This is a genomic window from Runella aurantiaca, from assembly GCF_003339505.1.
GTDB lineage: Bacteria > Bacteroidota > Bacteroidia > Cytophagales > Spirosomataceae > Runella > Runella aurantiaca.
In genome coordinates, this window is the sequence record NZ_QPIW01000043.1 from 1 (window position 1) to 17,115 (window position 17,115).

General features: G+C 46.6%; 11 protein-coding genes. 7 read left to right on the top strand and 4 right to left on the bottom strand.

Going from position 1 to position 17,115, the window contains the following annotated elements; all coding sequences use genetic code 11:
* Nucleotides 1–377 precede the first annotated feature (377 nt).
* Nucleotides 378–1,109, top strand: coding sequence for an alpha/beta fold hydrolase (locus DVG78_RS28670; RefSeq protein WP_114464454.1), 732 nt, complete (start codon nt 378–380; stop codon nt 1,107–1,109).
* A 246-nt stretch (nt 1,110–1,355) separates the two neighbouring features.
* On the opposite strand, the gene purL is transcribed toward DVG78_RS28670, so the two are convergent.
* Nucleotides 1,356–3,602 (bottom strand): phosphoribosylformylglycinamidine synthase subunit PurL, encoded by a 2,247-nt coding sequence (purL, locus tag DVG78_RS28675; RefSeq protein WP_114464455.1) that lies wholly within the window; start codon nt 3,600–3,602, stop codon nt 1,356–1,358.
* A gap of 148 nt (nt 3,603–3,750) precedes the next feature.
* Between purL and bla the strand changes: the two genes are divergently transcribed.
* From bla to DVG78_RS28705, 6 genes are all read left to right on the top strand, one after another.
* Complete coding sequence (bla, locus tag DVG78_RS28680) at nt 3,751–4,476, top strand: subclass B1 metallo-beta-lactamase (protein ID WP_114464456.1); 726 nt, start codon at nt 3,751–3,753, stop codon at nt 4,474–4,476.
* A 323-nt stretch (nt 4,477–4,799) separates the two neighbouring features.
* Entirely contained in the window at nt 4,800–9,380 is a 4,581-nt protein-coding gene (gene gltB, locus DVG78_RS28685; protein WP_114464457.1) for a glutamate synthase large subunit, read from the top strand.
* Nucleotides 9,381–9,544: 164 nt separating this feature from the next.
* On the top strand, nt 9,545–11,080 hold the full coding sequence (locus tag DVG78_RS28690) for a glutamate synthase subunit beta (protein ID WP_114464458.1): 1,536 nt from the start codon (nt 9,545–9,547) through the stop codon (nt 11,078–11,080).
* 194 nt (nt 11,081–11,274) lie between these two features.
* The gene (locus DVG78_RS28695; protein WP_114464459.1) at nt 11,275–11,868 is read left to right on the top strand and encodes a hypothetical protein; all 594 of its coding nucleotides are present in this window, start codon (nt 11,275–11,277) and stop codon (nt 11,866–11,868) included.
* Nucleotides 11,869–12,124: 256 nt separating this feature from the next.
* Nucleotides 12,125–12,646 (top strand): CHRD domain-containing protein, encoded by a 522-nt coding sequence (locus tag DVG78_RS28700; protein WP_229598343.1) that lies wholly within the window; start codon nt 12,125–12,127, stop codon nt 12,644–12,646.
* Between the two features lie 451 nt (nt 12,647–13,097).
* Nucleotides 13,098–14,711 carry a hypothetical protein gene (locus DVG78_RS28705; protein WP_114464461.1) on the top strand — a complete coding sequence of 538 codons (1,614 nt, stop codon included), beginning with the start codon at nt 13,098–13,100 and terminating at the stop codon, nt 14,709–14,711.
* Here the strand turns inward: DVG78_RS28705 and DVG78_RS28710 are convergent.
* The 3 genes from DVG78_RS28710 to DVG78_RS28720 all read right to left on the bottom strand — a co-directional run bounded on the left by DVG78_RS28710 (nt 14,704) and on the right by DVG78_RS28720 (nt 17,105).
* Nucleotides 14,704–15,639, bottom strand: a complete 936-nt coding sequence (locus DVG78_RS28710) for a ribonuclease Z (protein ID WP_114464462.1) — start codon at nt 15,637–15,639, stop codon at nt 14,704–14,706. The genes DVG78_RS28705 and DVG78_RS28710 overlap by 8 nt on opposite strands.
* Nucleotides 15,639–16,067: an STAS domain-containing protein gene (locus tag DVG78_RS28715; protein WP_114464463.1), complete on the bottom strand. Its 429-nt coding sequence runs from the start codon at nt 16,065–16,067 to the stop codon at nt 15,639–15,641. Before DVG78_RS28715 ends, DVG78_RS28710 begins: the two co-directional genes overlap by 1 nt.
* 96 nt (nt 16,068–16,163) lie before the next feature.
* The gene (locus tag DVG78_RS28720) at nt 16,164–17,105 is read right to left on the bottom strand and encodes a phosphoribosylaminoimidazolesuccinocarboxamide synthase (RefSeq protein ID WP_114464464.1); all 942 of its coding nucleotides are present in this window, start codon (nt 17,103–17,105) and stop codon (nt 16,164–16,166) included.
* Nucleotides 17,106–17,115: the final 10 nt, after the last annotated feature.

Below are 17,115 nucleotides of genomic sequence, written 5' to 3' on the forward strand. Positions count from 1 at the left end.
CGATTGATGAGCGTATTCTCCCTCAGCTCATCAGAATTCTTTTTTTGTCATGCTCAATTTTAAGTTTAAATTGGCCTTAAAATTAACCCTTTTGAGGTAATATAGCTACCGAAGGTTTTGTTCAACATCGGTTTAGCAATATGGCGGTTAAACGGGGTCGCCAGTCCGATGCTTCTATGAAATCCCGAAAGCATTCGGTATGCTAAAAATCTCCGCCTTGGGCAATACATAAACCGTTACCTGCAAGTTTATCAGACGACCACCACATAACGACAATTAATATAAAAAGGACGACTATTTTACTACCCTCACTTATCACGGCAACAAGGGTTTTCTGCAATCAAAACAACAAAGGAATACTGTAAACCTCTAAAAGCATGGACAATCATTCAAAACCTAAGCATTTTGTATTTGTGCCAGGTTCATTCCACGCATCGTGGTGCTGGTATAAAATGCAACCGCTACTTGACAAAGATGGCAACACTTCGAAGGCCATTGACCTTCCCGCGCATGGACAAGACACAACACCAATAAGTATGGTAACACTTGACAGCTACGTTGACGCAGTTTGCAAAGTGTTGGACAAATACAATGAACCTGTAGTACTTGTCGGACATAGCCGTGCAGGGATTGTAATTTCTTCTGTGGCAGAACGCATGCCCGACAAAATTGACAAATTGGTTTATCTCTGTGCCTTTCTAATACCAAACGAAGAACCAATGGTTGCCACAGCACTCACCGACTCTGCTTCACTTATGGTATCTAACTTGATATTTAACGAACAGGAAGGCTGGCACATTCCTAAAAATGAAATTTACAAAGACGCATTTTACAATGACTGTTCAGAAGAAGATATTTATCTGGGCAGTTCACTGCTGACAAAAGAACCAAATGCACCAGTTGGGACACCGTTAAATCTTTCGGACGAAAAATATGGAAAAGTGAAGAAGGTTTATATTCACACAACGCTTGACAATACAATCACACACGGACTACAAAAGAAAATGGTGGAGCGACTTCCCGTTGACAAAACATTTGAACTCCCATCAGGACACTCTCCATTTCTTTCCCAACCCAAACTGCTAGCTGACATTTTATTAAACCTATAATGAGGTGGCCTGTGCCATGAACCGAGAGATAGCTTCTGATTATACAAGCCTAGGTCGTTATGTAATTGGTGAGTAGCTGGTCTTTTGCTTTCTTTCTGACCCCAAGGTGCATGGTTTTAAGTGCATCTACCACAGCGACTTCACCAAAACTCTGTGCCTTTACACAGCGGAATAGAATTCGCCCACAAAAAAACGCCAGCTGGGGTTGAATCCTGCCGGCGTTTTTTAAATATGAGAAAAATGAACTTAACTCATCAATCGTCCCAATGAGTTATCGTATAAATCTTTGGCTTCTGCGGTTGAAATAACTTCCTGACCGTCAACGACAAATCCACCCGAAGTAACTTTTCCCAGCAAGGCGTGAACTGTTTTCAATTCACCGCCCAATACTTTCTGAAATTCAGCCTGTTTGTCGGGGCTTACACTAACCACCACACGACTCTGCGATTCGCCAAAAAGGAACGCATCTTTGCGGTAACCTTCCATCGTGGCTACGTCAAATCCTACCCCGTTGGGCAAAGCAGATTCGGCCAAGGTTACAAACAAACCACCGTCCGACACATCATGCACCGACTTAACCAATTGCTTTTCAATCAATTGGTTAATGGCTACCTGCAAGCTGTATTCTTCGTCCAAATCAAATGCAGGTGCGGGCGATGCTTTTACGCCACGGTATGAGTACAGATATTCCGATGAAGCAATGTCGTTTTGAGATTGGCCCACGAGACAAATCAAATCGCCTTCGTTTTTAAAGTCAAGCGAAGTTTGGTTCTCAGGTTTTTCAATCAACCCAATCATACCGATGGTTGGCGTGGGGAATACGGGACCGTCGTCGGACGATTGGTTGTAAAAACTCACGTTTCCACCCGTTACTGGCGTGTTGAATTTCAAACAGGCCTTGCCCATTCCCTGAACGGCATTCACAAACTGCCAGTATACTTCCGGCACGTACGGATTTCCAAAGTTAAGGTTATTGGTCACTGCCAACGGCTCCGCACCCGTACACACCAAATTACGCGCGGCTTCGGCCACGGCAATCTGCGCTCCAATAAACGGGTCGGCGTTGACATAACGGGCGTTACAATCCACCGTCATAGCGATAGACTTCTGATAATGCGGGCGTTTCACATCCCGAATCCGCACTACCCCTGCATCCGACGGGCGGTTGGTGGTGCGGTTTGCCGTTCCAACGGTAGAGTCATATTGCTCATACACCCATTTTTTGGAGGCAATGTTGGGGTGCGATAAAAGGTGTTTGGCTACTTTACCAATCTCTTCTCCTTTTACATCACTGACACTGTTGAGGTCAAATTTCTTAAATTCCTGATAATAAGCGGGCTCGCGGTATTCGCGACGGTACTGCGGAGCGCCGCCGCCCAATACTAAGTCGTGGGCAGGCACGTCGGCAATCAGTTCACCATGTTGGAAAAAATGTAAACTGCCACCTTCCACCACTTCGCCGATTTGGGCGCAGTGCAAATCCCACTTATCAAAAATTTGTTTTATGTCGTCTTCTTTTCCTTTTTCTACCACCACAAGCATCCGCTCTTGCGATTCTGAAAGCAGGATTTCCCAGCCTTTCATGTTGGTTTGGCGCGTAGGCACTTTGTCGAGGTCAATGATCATTCCATGTTCGCCTTTGGCACTCATTTCTGAGGTTGAGCAGATGATTCCCGCCGCGCCCATGTCCTGAATTCCGACCACGTAGCCCGTTTCGATGATTTCGAGCGTGGCTTCGAGCAGGAGTTTTTCCATGAACGGGTCCCCTACTTGCACGGCTGGAAGTTTTTCGGTCGATTTTTCACTGATGTCTTCCGACGCAAAACTAGCCCCACCGATGCCGTCTTTCCCAGTGGCTGAACCTACAATGAACACGGGATTGCCCACGCCGTAACTGATGGCTTTGGCGACTTTCCCTGCTTCAACGATACCCGCCGAGAAAGCGTTGACGAGCGGATTGGTATTGTAACATTCGTCAAAAAAGACTTCACCACCTACGGTTGGAATACCAAAAGCATTGCCATAATCACCGATTCCTTTGACGACGCCTTTCACCAACCACTTGGTTTTGGCCAATTTAGGGTCGCCAAAACGCAAAGAATTAAGCTGCGCAATGGGACGCGCGCCCATCGTAAAAATATCGCGGTTGATACCGCCTACGCCCGTAGCCGCGCCCTGATAAGGCTCCAGCGCCGACGGGTGATTGTGAGATTCTATTTTAAAACTACAGGCCAATCCGTCGCCAATATCGACCAAACCCGCGTTTTCTTCGCCTGCTTTCGCCAACATCCGGTCAGAATCACGCGGCAGGGTTTTGAGCCAAACGATAGAGTTCTTGTACGAGCAGTGCTCAGACCACATGACCGAAAAAATACTCAATTCGGTAAAATTAGGCGTACGGCCCAGTATCTGTTTAATTTGTTCAAATTCTTCGGGAAGAATACCCAATTTCTTGGCAGTTTCAACGGTAGGAAGTTGTTCGACGTGTTCCACGAGTGGGGGGGTTGTGATTAGTGGTTGGTGACTGGTGATTAGTTGATTTTACTCTATTGCCGAGTAATCACGGTGCAAAGGTAGGATTTTGAAGGCAGAGGCTCAACTATTTTGTATCTTTACCCTACATTTATCTATTCTCCGCTGTATGAAAAACCCATTTTTACTCCTTTTTATTCCTCTTTTCGTTCATTTTCAGGGCTTTTGTCAACTGCCTCCTGTTGAAATCACGCCGTTGGTTTCCAACCATTATGTACATACTACGTATCAAGTGTACCAAAATAATCCGTTTCCTTCCAACGGGTTAATCGTCAGTACATCGGCAGGAATTATCCTCGTGGATACGGGCTGGGGTTTGGAACAGACGGAATTGCTGCTTGCGCAAATTGAGCAAAAACTTAAACAAAAAGTAGTGCTTTGTATCGTTACGCACGCCCACGAAGACAGAATCGGAGGGGTGAAGGCATTTCAGCAACGGGGCATTAAAATCATCGGCACTCCGCTCACTGCTCAGAAAACAGTCGCGCAGGGACTTCCTGCACCCGAAGGTATTTTGCCGCAAGACACGACCTTCCGGGTAGGAACCACCACGGTTCAAACCTATTTTCCAGGTGCGGGACATACCGATGATAACATTGTGGTCTATTTTCCCGATTCAAAAGTACTGGTCGGGGGGTGTCTGATTAAGAGCTATGTAGCCATGGGAATCGGAAACATTGCCGACGCCAACCTCAAAACATGGCGCCAATCGGTAGACAATGTGCGAAAAAAATTCCCCGATATTACATTTGTGATTCCTGGACATGAAAAATGGGACAATTTGAGTTCCTTTTCCCGAACAATTGAGTTGGTCGACAAAAACCAAAACAAATGAGACTTTAGCTTTTTATATTTGCTTATTTTTCAATATTTTTACCTTTTTTTAGATAAACAATCAATAATTCATTCATTTATTTAAAATTTTGTAAATCTTATTTTGATTGCTTTACCAAATTGTAAAATTTCAAGATTATTTAATATATTCTTAATATCACACAATAACATCTACATTATTCGGCAAAAACGTTGTTGTACCAAATAATTTTTTGTGTAAATTGCGTGTGATTATTCAAAAAACAGAGTGCCGATTTTTGTTAAAGCCCAAGTGTAATCTAACGCACAAAGGCCATTCACCCAACCCCAATACACTACAAAACCATGTCAGAGCCTGCCCAACTGGGGTTATATCGCCCCGAGTTTGAACACGACGCTTGCGGTATCGGTTTCCGCGCCAACATGAAAGGTCGTAAGTCGCACCAAATGGTAGCTGACGCTATCACCATGCTTGAACGCATGGACCACCGCGGTGCCTGTGGCTGTGACCCTAATACCGGAGACGGTGCGGGAATTCTCATTCAGCTCCCTCACGAGTTTTTCGTGGAGGAATGCGCCAAGCTAAACATCACCCTTCCCTCTGCCGGTGAATATGGCGTTGGGATGATTTTCTTTCCGAAAGATCAAAAGCTGCGCGACGAATGCCGCGACATTCTCAACCGTAAGTTGAAGAAGCTAGGTTTGGAACTCCTTGGCTACCGCCGTGTTCCAACGCTCAATGATACCTTAGGAGAAGGTTCACTTTCGGTGGAGCCTCAGGTTGAACAATTGTTTATCAAACGGCCCGATTCGGTCACCGATGAACTTGGTTTTGAGCGCAAACTGTTTGTGTTTCGCCAATACGCCACCCGTCTTATTTATGACTCAGTGGTGGGTTCAAAAGCTCACTTTTACTTTTCTTCCCTCTCCTGCCGTACCATTTCCTACAAAGGACAATTGACGACGGGACAGTTAAAATATTATTTCCCCGACTTGCACAGCGAATCGGTCGTTTCGGCATTTGCCATCATTCACTCGCGTTTTTCTACCAACACTTTCCCTTCTTGGAAACTGGCCCAGCCGTTCCGTTACGTAGCCCACAACGGCGAAATCAACACCGTACGCGGAAACGTAAACTGGATTCGTGCTGGAGAGAAGTCATTCTGGTCGGATAAATTTACGAAAGAAGAAATGGATATGTTGCTGCCTATCTGCGACATTACCAACTCCGACACGTCCAACCTTGACAACGCGATTGAGCTTCTGTACTTATCTGGACGCTCACTGCCGCACGTAATGATGATGGTGGTGCCCGAAGCTTGGGACGGCAACGAAGCCATGGACCCAGAGCGTCGTGCTTTTTATGAATACCACGCTGCCATTCAGGAGCCTTGGGATGGCCCCGCGTCGATTTCATTTACCGACGGAAAAATCATCGGTGCTACCCTCGACCGTAACGGTCTGCGTCCTTCCCGTTATTGGGTTTTGGACGACGACACGGTCATCATGGCCTCGGAAGCTGGGGTATTGGACGTAGATCCCGCCAAGGTGGTTTCAAAAGGCCGTTTGCAATCGGGTAAAATGTTTGTGGTCGACATGGAACAGGGCCGCATCATTCCCGACGACGAATTGAAAGCTGATATTTGCTCGCGTCAGCCGTATCAACAATGGTTGGACGAAAATAAAATCAAACTCTCAGATTTAGAGCCGTCGCCTCGTCCGTTTACGCCTTATGATGACAAATCGTTGCTGAAACGTCAAATCGCATTCGGCTTTTCGTCAGAAGACCTGCGGATGGTACTAGGGCCAATGGCCGAAACGGGTTACGAAGCCATCGGTTCGATGGGAGTGGATGTGCCTTTGGCCGTATTGTCGGAGCAAAGCCAACACCTGACGAATTATTTCAAACAACTTTTTGCCCAGGTCACCAACCCTCCTATCGATTCTATCCGGGAGCGGTCGATTATGTCATTGATTTCGTTCGTAGGCTCAACCGAAAATTTACTCACCGAATCGCCCCTTCACTGTCGTCAGATTGAGCTGGATCAGCCAGTATTGACCATTGAAGAATTTGACAAGCTCCGTTGGGTAGACAAAGCGCATTTTCAAGCCAAAACCATCAACACCTATTTTTCATCGGTTGATGGTGGCAAAGGGCTTACCCGTGCCTTGGAGCGCATCTGCCGCTACGCTGAAGATGCCATTGAAGACGGTTTTGAAATTTTGGTTCTTTCCGACCGCGCCATCGACTCCGACCACGCCCCTATTCCATCGCTGTTGGCTACTTCTGCCATTCACCACCACCTGATTCGCAAAGGATTACGCGGTAAAGTTGGCATTTTGGTGGAAGCTGGAGACGTCTTTGAAACCCACCACGTAGCTACCCTCATCGGGTACGGCGCTTCGGGGGTTTGTCCATACATGGCTTTCCAAACGCTGTCTTACATGAACCGCCACGGCATGATTAATGGCGAGTTTACCCATGAGAAATTAAGCGCTAACTACATCAAAGCCATTAACAAAGAGTTGCTAAAAATCTTCTCTAAAATGGGCATCTCGACGCTTCAGTCGTACCAAGGAGCGCAGATTTTTGAGTGTTTAGGTTTAAATAAGGATGTTATTGACAAATATTTCACGGGAACCATTTCACGCATCAGCGGAATGGGCATCGACGAAATTGCGCGGGAAGTAATCGTCCGCCACAAAGTAGCCTATCCCGAAACCCAAGTTGTCAATCCACGTTTGGAAGTGGGTGGTTTTTACCAGTGGAAACAACGCGGAGAAGCCCACATTTTTAATCCGCAAACGATTCACCTGCTGCAACAATCGACCCGTAAGGGCGGTGAGGAAGGTTATCAGATTTTCAAGAAATTCTCAAAACTCATTGACGACCAAACCCAAAAAGCACTCACGCTGCGCGGGTTGATGCGGTTTAGAAAAGGAAAATCCATTCCGATTGAAGAAGTAGAATCGGTCGAAAATATTTTTAAACGTTTTGCCACGGGCGCCATGTCATTTGGTTCTATTTCGTGGGAAGCACATACCACGTTGGCCATTGCGATGAACCGCATCGGCGGCAAGTCAAACTCGGGAGAAGGTGGTGAAGACGAACTTCGCTACAAGCCTCTTCCCAACGGAGACTTCATGTCGTCGGCCATCAAACAGGTCGCTTCGGGGCGTTTTGGGGTAACGAGCCATTATTTAAGCAATGCCCAAGAACTCCAAATTAAAATGGCCCAAGGCGCTAAGCCTGGAGAAGGCGGCCAATTGCCCGGCCATAAAGTGGATGACTGGATTGGACGTACACGTCACTCTACACCGGGTGTAGGATTGATTTCGCCACCACCTCACCACGATATTTATTCGATTGAGGATTTGGCCCAGTTGATTTACGACCTTAAAAATGCCAACCGTGCCGCCCGTATCAGCGTAAAACTGGTATCAGAAGCAGGGGTAGGAACGGTCGCCACGGGGGTAGCCAAAGCCCACGCCGACCATATTTTGATTGCGGGTCACGACGGTGGAACGGGCGCTTCGCCTTTGAGTTCAATTCGTCACGCTGGTTTGCCTTGGGAGCTTGGCTTGGCCGAAACCCACCAAACCCTCGTTAAAAATAAATTGCGCGGACGCGTTACCATTCAGGCCGACGGTCAGATGCGTACCGGACGCGACTTGGCGATTGCCGCGCTGCTAGGAGCTGAAGAATGGGGCGTAGCCACGGCCGCCCTCGTCACGGCGGGTTGTATCATGATGCGTAAATGTCACCTCAATACCTGCCCCGTCGGCGTTGCCACTCAGCGCAAAGAGCTGCGGGCGTTGTTTACGGGTAAGCCAGAATACGTAGTCAATATGTTTACGTACATGGCCGAAGAATTGCGTGAAATCATGGCGCAGTTGGGCTTCCGGACCATCAACGAAATGGTGGGTCAGGTTCAGTACCTCGAAATGCGCGACGACATCAAGCATTGGAAATACAAAGCGTTGGATTACAGTGCCATGTTGTTTAAAGAGCCCGTCAGCCTCGACGTTGCTCAGTTTAAACAAGAAGAACAAGATCACGGTATTGCCGATGTCATCGACTGGAAATTGATTGAAGCCGCTCAACCAGCCCTTCAACGTTCTGAGGAAGTCTACGGTGAGTACGCCATCAACAACTTGAATCGCTCGGTGGGCAATATGCTTTCCAACGAAATCTCCAAGGTGTTTGGCGGCGTAGGTTTACCAAAAGGCACGATTCACTTTAAGTTTAGAGGAACGGCTGGCCAAAGTTTCGGAGCTTTCAACACAACTGGTATTCGTCTCGAACTCGAAGGAGACGCCAATGACTACTTCGGAAAAGGACTTTGCGGCGCTGAACTCATTGTTTATCCCGACCGTGAAGCAACCTTCAAACCCGAAGAAAACATCATCATCGGCAACGTAGCCTTCTACGGTGCCACAGCGGGAGAAGCGTTTATTCGCGGAACGGCCGGTGAGCGTTTCTGCGTCCGTAACTCAGGTGCCAAAGTGGTGGTAGAAGGTGTAGGCGACCACGGACTTGAATACATGACGGGGGGAGTTGCCCTGATTTTGGGAGAAGTAGGCCGCAACTTCGCCGCTGGTATGTCGGGAGGAGTAGCTTATGTATGGGACAAAAACGGTGATTTTGCTCCGAAAGTGAACCGCGAAATGGTAAATTTGGAAGAACTTACCGAAGAAGACCACCTGATTATCAGAGAATTCGTAGAAAAACACTTCCAATACACGACCAGTAACGTCGCCTTTATGATGTTGCAGGATTGGGATACCTACATCGGTCAGTTTGTGAAAGTAATGCCCGGCGATTTCAAGAAAGCCTTGGCAAGTCGCAACATCAGTCTGTCACAACAATTGGCCGACAAAAACGTAGTGTACCAAGACATCGTCGTGGACGTAGCGCACAATTAACCCATCCCTTAATAAGTAGGACCTTGCAGGCGAAAGCCTGTAAGGTCTTTGTAAAAAGGCTGGTCAAAAGATACATTGATGAACGAATAAAGGACTGAACAAAACTATTCGTTCCATTACTCACTCACTCATCGCAGCGGCGAACCGCTTACTGATTTAAAAAAATGGGAAAGCCCACCGGATTCATAGAATTTGGCCGTGAGTTGCCAAAAAAACGCGACGTCGAAGTGCGCCGCACCGATTACAAAGAAATTGAGCCCATCGGCAACGAAACGCAATCAAAACAGCAGGCTGCCCGCTGCATGGATTGCGGCATTCCGTTTTGCCACAACGGTTGTCCTTTGGGTAACATTATTCCTGAATTCAACGACGCCGTCTACGAAGGCAATTGGGAATATGCTTACCAAATTTTGAGCAGCACCAACAACTTCCCCGAATTTACGGGACGCATTTGCCCCGCCCCTTGCGAAGCCTCTTGCGTGTTGGGCATCAACAAGCCCCCCGTGGCCATTGAGTTTATTGAAAAATCAATCGTTGAAACCGCTTACGAAAAAGGCTACGTTAAACCCCGTATTCCATCAAAGCGGACTGGCAAACACGTAGCCGTTATCGGTTCTGGCCCTGCGGGGTTGGCCGCAGCGGCGCAGTTGAATTACGCGGGTCATTGGGTAACTGTTTTTGAGCGCGCCGACCAAATTGGCGGACTGCTCCGCTACGGTATTCCTGATTTTAAATTGGAAAAAACCGTGGTAGCGCGTCGGGTGGCGGTAATGGAGGCCGAAGGTGTCACCTTCAAAACCAACGAACACGTAGGCGTAACGGTTAAGTCAGAAGAATTGATGCGCGACTTTGACGCCATCGTACTGGCTATCGGCTCGACCGAACCGCGTTCCATCACAATCCCAGGTTGGCAGGCATACCTTGGTAAAGGAGTTCATCCCGCCATGGAATTTTTGAGTCAGCAAAACAAGCGGGTTTCCAATATTGAGCGCGTGGTAGACCACCGTGGCGAAAAATATGGCAATGGTGAACTTTTGGCCACCGATAAACACGTGGTGGTCATCGGCGGCGGCGATACAGGCTCTGACTGCGTGGGTACTTCCAACCGTCATAAAGCCGCGACCATTACGCAGGTAGAAGTAATGCCCGCCCCTAAATACGACGATAAAAACGAGCCGTTTTATAAAGTTCGGGACGAAAAAACCCCTTGGCCGCTGTGGCCTTTGACCAAGCGTACTTCTACCTCGCATGAAGAAGGATGTGAGCGTTTTTGGGCCATTGCCGTACAAGAATTTGTGGGCGATGGTGAGAAACTAACGCATCTGCGCATTGCCGACATTACGGGTGAGCGTACCCTTGAAGATGGCCGCAAAGCACCCATTACCGAAAATGAGCGCCTGATTCCGTGCGACTTAGCGTTGATTGCCGCTGGTTTTGTGCATCCTCAGCAAAGCCTTTTGGAACAATTTGGCGTTGAAACTGATATTCGCAAAAACATCAAAGCAACCGAAAACAGCTACGCAACCTCGGTTGAAAAAGTGTTTGCCGCTGGCGACTGTCGCCGTGGACAATCCTTGGTCGTATGGGCCATCTCTGAAGGACGCGAAGCCGCCCGTAAAGTGGATGAATTCCTGATGGGTGAGTCATTGTTGGAAGCCAAGGAAATCGGGATGTTCAACCCAGCCTTTGCTCATGCATAATTCAAACAAAGTCTTCTAAATAGTTAAGCCCTGCCAAACGCAGGGCTTTTTTTGTAATTTTTATCAAAATTAGCTAACAGTATTACCTCATTTTCAATCCCTTCCTGATTTTTAGATTAATTCGTCATACCTTGAATTCTCCACTTTGCAAGAAAAGTATTTCTTTTACGTTCTATTCAAAATAGCCGTAGGATATGCGTTCTCTCTACTTAGTGCTTTTTCTTACTACAACATTCTGGGCTTCGTACGCGCAGGAAATCCTGAGCGACAGAGAGTTGTTTTTAAAACAAAACCCTCGCTACCAAACCTATCTCCAAACGGAGGGTCGATATTTGGTACTGGATGTATATGGAATGGGTAAAATCAAGCGCCATCGTTTCTACGCGGGTGACGAACTTGTTTTTAAAATTAAAGGACAACGAAAAAAAATCAGGGAAAACATTACTTCTGTTTCCGATAGTTCTTTTACGTTCACCCAATTTAACGAAATCCTCAATGAGCATATTCATACCGAAGTTAAACTGAGGGATGTTCGAAAAATCAAAATTTACCGCCGTATTCCGTGGGTCACGCAGGGGGCGTATATGCTACCCGTTGCGGGTGGGATTTTTTTAATCAGCGACACCTTTATTTACCGAGGTGGACTGGAATTCGGGCTTCAATTTACCCCAGAATCAGCCCTGATTGGGGGGGGCATTGCTTCTTTAGGCATTCTATGCAAACAACTTAGTTTCCCAACCTATCGCGTGGGAAATCGCCATCGGCTGCATGTATTGAGGGTAAAGTAAGGCTAATCCTCAATATGACTTCCCGTTTGGGTACCACCTTCCACAATGCCACGTTCAAACGACTTTTGTCAGCAAAAATTACTTTGCTGTAAGTTTGACATTGCTAATTTTTGAGACACATCTGCGCCCCCAAATTTATGCTTTTTTGGTGATTTTTTTTAATTTTAAAGGGCTTCACATCAAAACATTATAGAAGAACAGAAAGTTAGGTCGTCGTTACTTACTAATGAGTAACTAAACCTTAATCAATTTTCTCATGAAAAATTCACTTGGTATTTGTGCTTTATTAGCTATTGGGCTAATGTTGAACGGCTGTCAAAAAGAGTCAATCGAATCAATTTCGGGGGCAAGTAACAACCGAGAAGCTGGTGCTAGAAAAGCCAACGGTAACTTTAGTGCCCACCTATCGGGGGACGAAGAAGTACCAGTGCCCGTTGTCACGAATGCCACCGGGCAGGCCACGTTTAAATTGAGCAAGGATGGTACCTCCTTAACCTACAAACTCATTGTAGCCAACATCGAGACGGTTCGCTTCGGTCACCTGCATTTGGGAGCCAAGGGAGCCAATGGAGGTGTTGTTGTCGATTTGGTCGGTCGCACCGAACCAAGTCCGCAGGGCGTTATTGCGGAAGGCACCATTACGAGTGCTTCGCTGAAGGGGGCTTTGTTGGGCAGACCCTTGTCGGATTTGATTGATGCAATGGAAAATCAGGGGGTGTATGTTAATGTTCACTCTGACGAATTTCCAGGGGGAGAAATCAGGGGCCAAGTACGCTAATTAATTTTTGGTCTAGTATGGGCTGGTCGGGATTATTATTTAGGACAATTAATGCTGGAAAGCAGACAGAATGATACCTTAGTAAATTGCCCCGACCGCCTCAGTCCACTGATAAAAAAGCTACGTTTGTTAAGAATCATGAAAAGTTTAAATCATTCTCACCCTCGCACAAATGCCTTTGTGCCAGAACATTCTCCCCTCCTTTTTCTTTAGTCCAGGCATTTCTTCTGAATAAGGCTCTTGACGCTGTTCATTTAATAGATGCAATAGAAAAATGCGTTTTACACTGAGCTTATATTTTCTACATTTGTTCATATTAGATACATCAATTTGCCAAATTTTGGCAATGCGTAATGTCTGCTCATAATTTTAAGAAGACACATCTTAAAATCAACCCTTTCTTTCGATAATTTTGAGCGATAAAACCTAAGCCTTTTTAAATATTAATACCATGAAAATATTTAATACCTCAGTCGTCGCTGCGATATGCCTGCTTACGCTACTCGGTTGTGAAAAATTAACCGAGAAAGTTGGTCCTTCTTTAACGCTCAAAGGCGACGCTGCCTTTGGCGAAATTTGGGAAGGTGACAAAGTGACCCGTACGTTTGTAGTGAAAAATAGCGGTGACGAGCAGTCTAGGGGCTTAACGCTTCAACTGCCTGCGGGGTATACCTCCACGAAAGGAACTACTTTAGGGGATTTACCAGCTAATGATTCACTGGTTTTTGACGTTTCCTTTGCCCCAACGGCTTCTGGACTTTACAATAATGACTTAATCGTCAAAAGTACTGACAATCTTACCACGACAAAAGCGCTCACCGGAAAAGCATTGGGCAAGATTTGGGACAAATCATACGGTGGCAATCTTGATGATTTTATCACCTGTATGCTCCCAACCTCTGATGGAGGGCATTTGCTCGGAGGCTGGAGTCGCTCCGAATTATCGGGTGACCGAACACAGGCCAACAAAGGAGAAGGCGATTATTGGTTGGTAAAAATCAATGCCAATGGAGATAAACAATGGGATAAAGCTTACGGAGGCAGTCAGGATGAAAGGCTCCATACCATTATAAATACCTCAGATGGAGGATATTTGTTGGGCGGGTACAGTCCTTCTGGGATTTCGGGGGATAAAACCCAAGCCTCAAGGGGGGATTGGGACTACTGGATTGTAAAAATCAACGCCAATGGCGATAAGCAATGGGATAAAACCTTTGGCGGGGATAGAACAGAAGACTTAAGAGTCGTTTTGCCTACTTCAGACGGGGGGTACCTATTAGCAGGAAGCAGTGGATCGGGTGTTTCGGGAGACAGAACACAAGCCTTAAGAACAGGTGGAGGGATTGGCAGCAATCACGATTATTGGGTGGTAAAAATCAATGGCAACGGCGACAAACAATGGGACAAAGCTTATGGAGGAAATAGGACTGATATTCTGACCAACATGATTACCACTCCCGATGGCGGTTACCTTTTAGGCGGTTGGAGCCCATCGGGCATTTCGAATGAAAAATCACAGGCGTCTCAAGGCGGGGATGATTATTGGGTGGTAAAAATAAACGCCAACGGAGATAAACAGTGGGATAAAACTTTCGGGGCTGCGCAAAGGGAAACCCTTTCAGGCATGGCAACTACTTCAGATGGGGGCTATTTATTGTGCGGCAGCAGCAGTTCAGGCATTTCAGGCGATAAAACTGAAGCACTCAAAGGCGGATTTGATGCATGGATAGTAAAAATCAACGCCAATGGTGATAAACAATGGGACAAAGTCCACGGAGAAAGCGGGTACGAAGAGGTAATGAATGTCATCACAACGAGCGATGGGAATTTTCTGTTAGGGACATTTAAAGCGGTAGCCGGCGAATATTTTTACTATATGCTCAAAATGATGCCCAATGGGCAAAAAATATGGGACAGAACCTATGGGCGGGGTGTCGAACCCAGAGTAGTAGCCACTTCTGATGCAGGTTTTCTCTTGGGTGGCGGCAGCTCTTACGGCGTGATAGACCATAAAACACAGGCTTCAAAGGGAAGTGCGGACTTCTGGGTCGTAAAGGTCAGATGATGGAAGTAGGCTGGGCTTCTATCGCAAACACTTTTCCTTCTTCGGCAATTTCAGTAGCCTGAAAAACGGTTTGTGCATCTTCCAGAAACCCGCTAAACTCTTTGTAACGGGACGAAAAATGACCAATCAATAATTTTTTGACGTGACTTTTGGCCGCGATAATTCCCGCTTGCTTGGCCGTTGCATGATAGCGTTCAAAAGCCTGCTGCTCCAATTCATCCCGAAACGTAGCTTCGTGGTAGAGCAAATCGACCCCCTGAATTACTTCAATGATGCTTTCATTGTAGCGGGTATCCGAACAGTAAGCATAACTTCGGGGCAGCGGCGCGGGGGTTGTAAATTCGAGGCACTTAAAAAGCACATTGCCCGCCTCATCGACCACGTCTTCGCCGTTTTTTAGTTTTCGAAGGTACTCATGGGGCATATCATCCAACAATTTCTCTTTGATGAGTTTACGCTTTTGGGGTTTTTCTCGAAAAAGATACCCCGCGCAGGGAATACGGTGATCAAGCGGAATCGTAGTTACCGTAAAATTCTGATTTTCAAAGACCTGATAACTCGACTCCGTATCTGTGATGGTATAAATAATCGGAAAATGCAGTGGGGTTTGGGAGTATTTGAAGTGCAGGGTAATAATTTCATCCAAACCACGCGGCCCCACCAAGAAAAACTCCTCGGTACGTCCGCCCAAATTGAGGCTGGAGAGCAGGCCAATGAGTCCAAAATAATGGTCGCCGTGGAGGTGGCTGATAAATACGCCCCGCAATCGCCCAGGCCGAATTTTATGTTCGAGCAGGCGGTATTGCGTGCCCTCGCCGCAGTCAATCAGAAAACATTCGTTATCGTACGTGAGCAACTGCGCCGAGGGGTACTTATTTGCTACGGGCTTGGCCGACCCCGCCCCCAAAATCATCACCGAAAAATGCATCAGGGTTGTTCGCTCTTAGTAAAGCCATCTTCGCCGAAATCTTCATCGTCGAAGTCGTCGCTTTCGGCGCCGAATTCATTTTCCAAATCATTCATAAAAACCGCGTCAATCCCTTCTTCAACGGTTGGCAAAATGGTGACGTCACGAATTTTACCGTCAATCAATTGATCAACAAAGTCATCGTTGTCTGATACCAAGACCATCAGCCCAAGCTCACGTGAGCAAAGCATATTAATTTTTTTCAGGATGCTGATACCTGCTGAGTCAATGGTATTTGTTGGCGTAAAATCAACAATCAAGTTGTGAAATCCTTCCCGAAACAAATCACGGGAAATGGTTTCTAAATCAGTGGCAAATTCTCCCCCAAAGTCATTTTCTTTAATGTTAATGAGGGCGTATTGCTCATGTTTTTGAATGAGGTGGTTCATAGATGTGGTCTAATGGTCAATGGTTAAAAGTTAAAGATTAAGAGGTTAAGGAACGCAGGTAATGATTAACGGTTAACAATCAACGAATTCTAAATATTAGTGCGAAGTTAATGAACGGAGCACATTTTCTTCAATTCTGCCCAAAATATCTTCCGTATTGGCTTTTATAAAGGTTTTTCCAGTTACTTTCTCAAACAATTCGATGTAACGTGCCGAGATTTGTAGCACCCATTCATCCGACATCTCAGGAATGATTTGTCCTTCTTTTCCCTGAAAACCGTTTGCAATCAGCCATTCCCGCACAAACTCCTTTGACAATTGCTTCTGTGGCAGCCCATTACGTTGGTTTTCGTCGTAGACATCAGCATAAAAATACCGGGAAGAATCGGGCGTATGGATTTCGTCAATCAGGTAAATTTTCCCTTCGTCGTGGCCAAATTCGTACTTGGTATCCACCAGAATCAACCCCTGTTCGGCTGCCATTTGGGTACCTCGCGCAAAAAGTGCCAAAGCATACTGCTCCAATTGGCTATATTCCGCTTCCGAAACAATCCCACGGGCCAAAATCTGCTCGCGCGAAATATCCTCGTCGTGGCCTTCGTGGGCTTTGGTGGTGGGGGTAATGATGGGCGTGGGCAGTTTGTCGTTTTCTTTTAACCCTTCAGGCAAGGTCACTCCGCAAACGCTGCGCTTACCCGCTTTGTATTCACGCGCGGCGTGGCCGGCCAAATAGCCGCGTACTACCATTTCGACGGGATAGGTTTCACATTTTTTTCCAATACTTACGTTCGGGTCGGGCACTTCAAGCAACCAATTGGGCACTATATCAGCAGTTGCGGTTAGAAAATGGGCGGCTATTTGGTTGAGCACCTGACCTTTAAACGGAATTGCACGCGGCAAAATCACATCAAAGGCCGAGATACGGTCGCTGGCAACCATGGCCACTACCTTTTTGAAACTGTACACATCGCGGACCTTGCCACGGTAGAAACTCGTCTGGCCAGGAAAGTTAAAATTGGTTTGGGTAAGTGTTTGCACCGTTGAATAG

Excerpts from the sequence above, each read along its gene's own strand:
- DVG78_RS28670 (WP_114464454.1), top strand. The coding sequence starts at position 378 with ATGGACAATCATTCAAAACCTAAGCATTTTGTATTTGTGCCAGGTTCA.
- bla (WP_114464456.1), top strand. The coding sequence starts at position 3,751 with ATGAAAAACCCATTTTTACTCCTTTTTATTCCTCTTTTCGTTCATTTT.
- gltB (WP_114464457.1), top strand. The coding sequence starts at position 4,800 with ATGTCAGAGCCTGCCCAACTGGGGTTATATCGCCCCGAGTTTGAACAC.
- DVG78_RS28690 (WP_114464458.1), top strand. The coding sequence starts at position 9,545 with ATGGGAAAGCCCACCGGATTCATAGAATTTGGCCGTGAGTTGCCAAAA.
- DVG78_RS28695 (WP_114464459.1), top strand. The coding sequence starts at position 11,275 with ATGCGTTCTCTCTACTTAGTGCTTTTTCTTACTACAACATTCTGGGCT.
- DVG78_RS28700 (WP_229598343.1), top strand. The coding sequence starts at position 12,125 with ATGAAAAATTCACTTGGTATTTGTGCTTTATTAGCTATTGGGCTAATG.
- DVG78_RS28705 (WP_114464461.1), top strand. The coding sequence starts at position 13,098 with ATGAAAATATTTAATACCTCAGTCGTCGCTGCGATATGCCTGCTTACG.
- DVG78_RS28710 (WP_114464462.1), bottom strand. The coding sequence starts at position 15,639 with ATGCATTTTTCGGTGATGATTTTGGGGGCGGGGTCGGCCAAGCCCGTA.
- DVG78_RS28715 (WP_114464463.1), bottom strand. The coding sequence starts at position 16,067 with ATGAACCACCTCATTCAAAAACATGAGCAATACGCCCTCATTAACATT.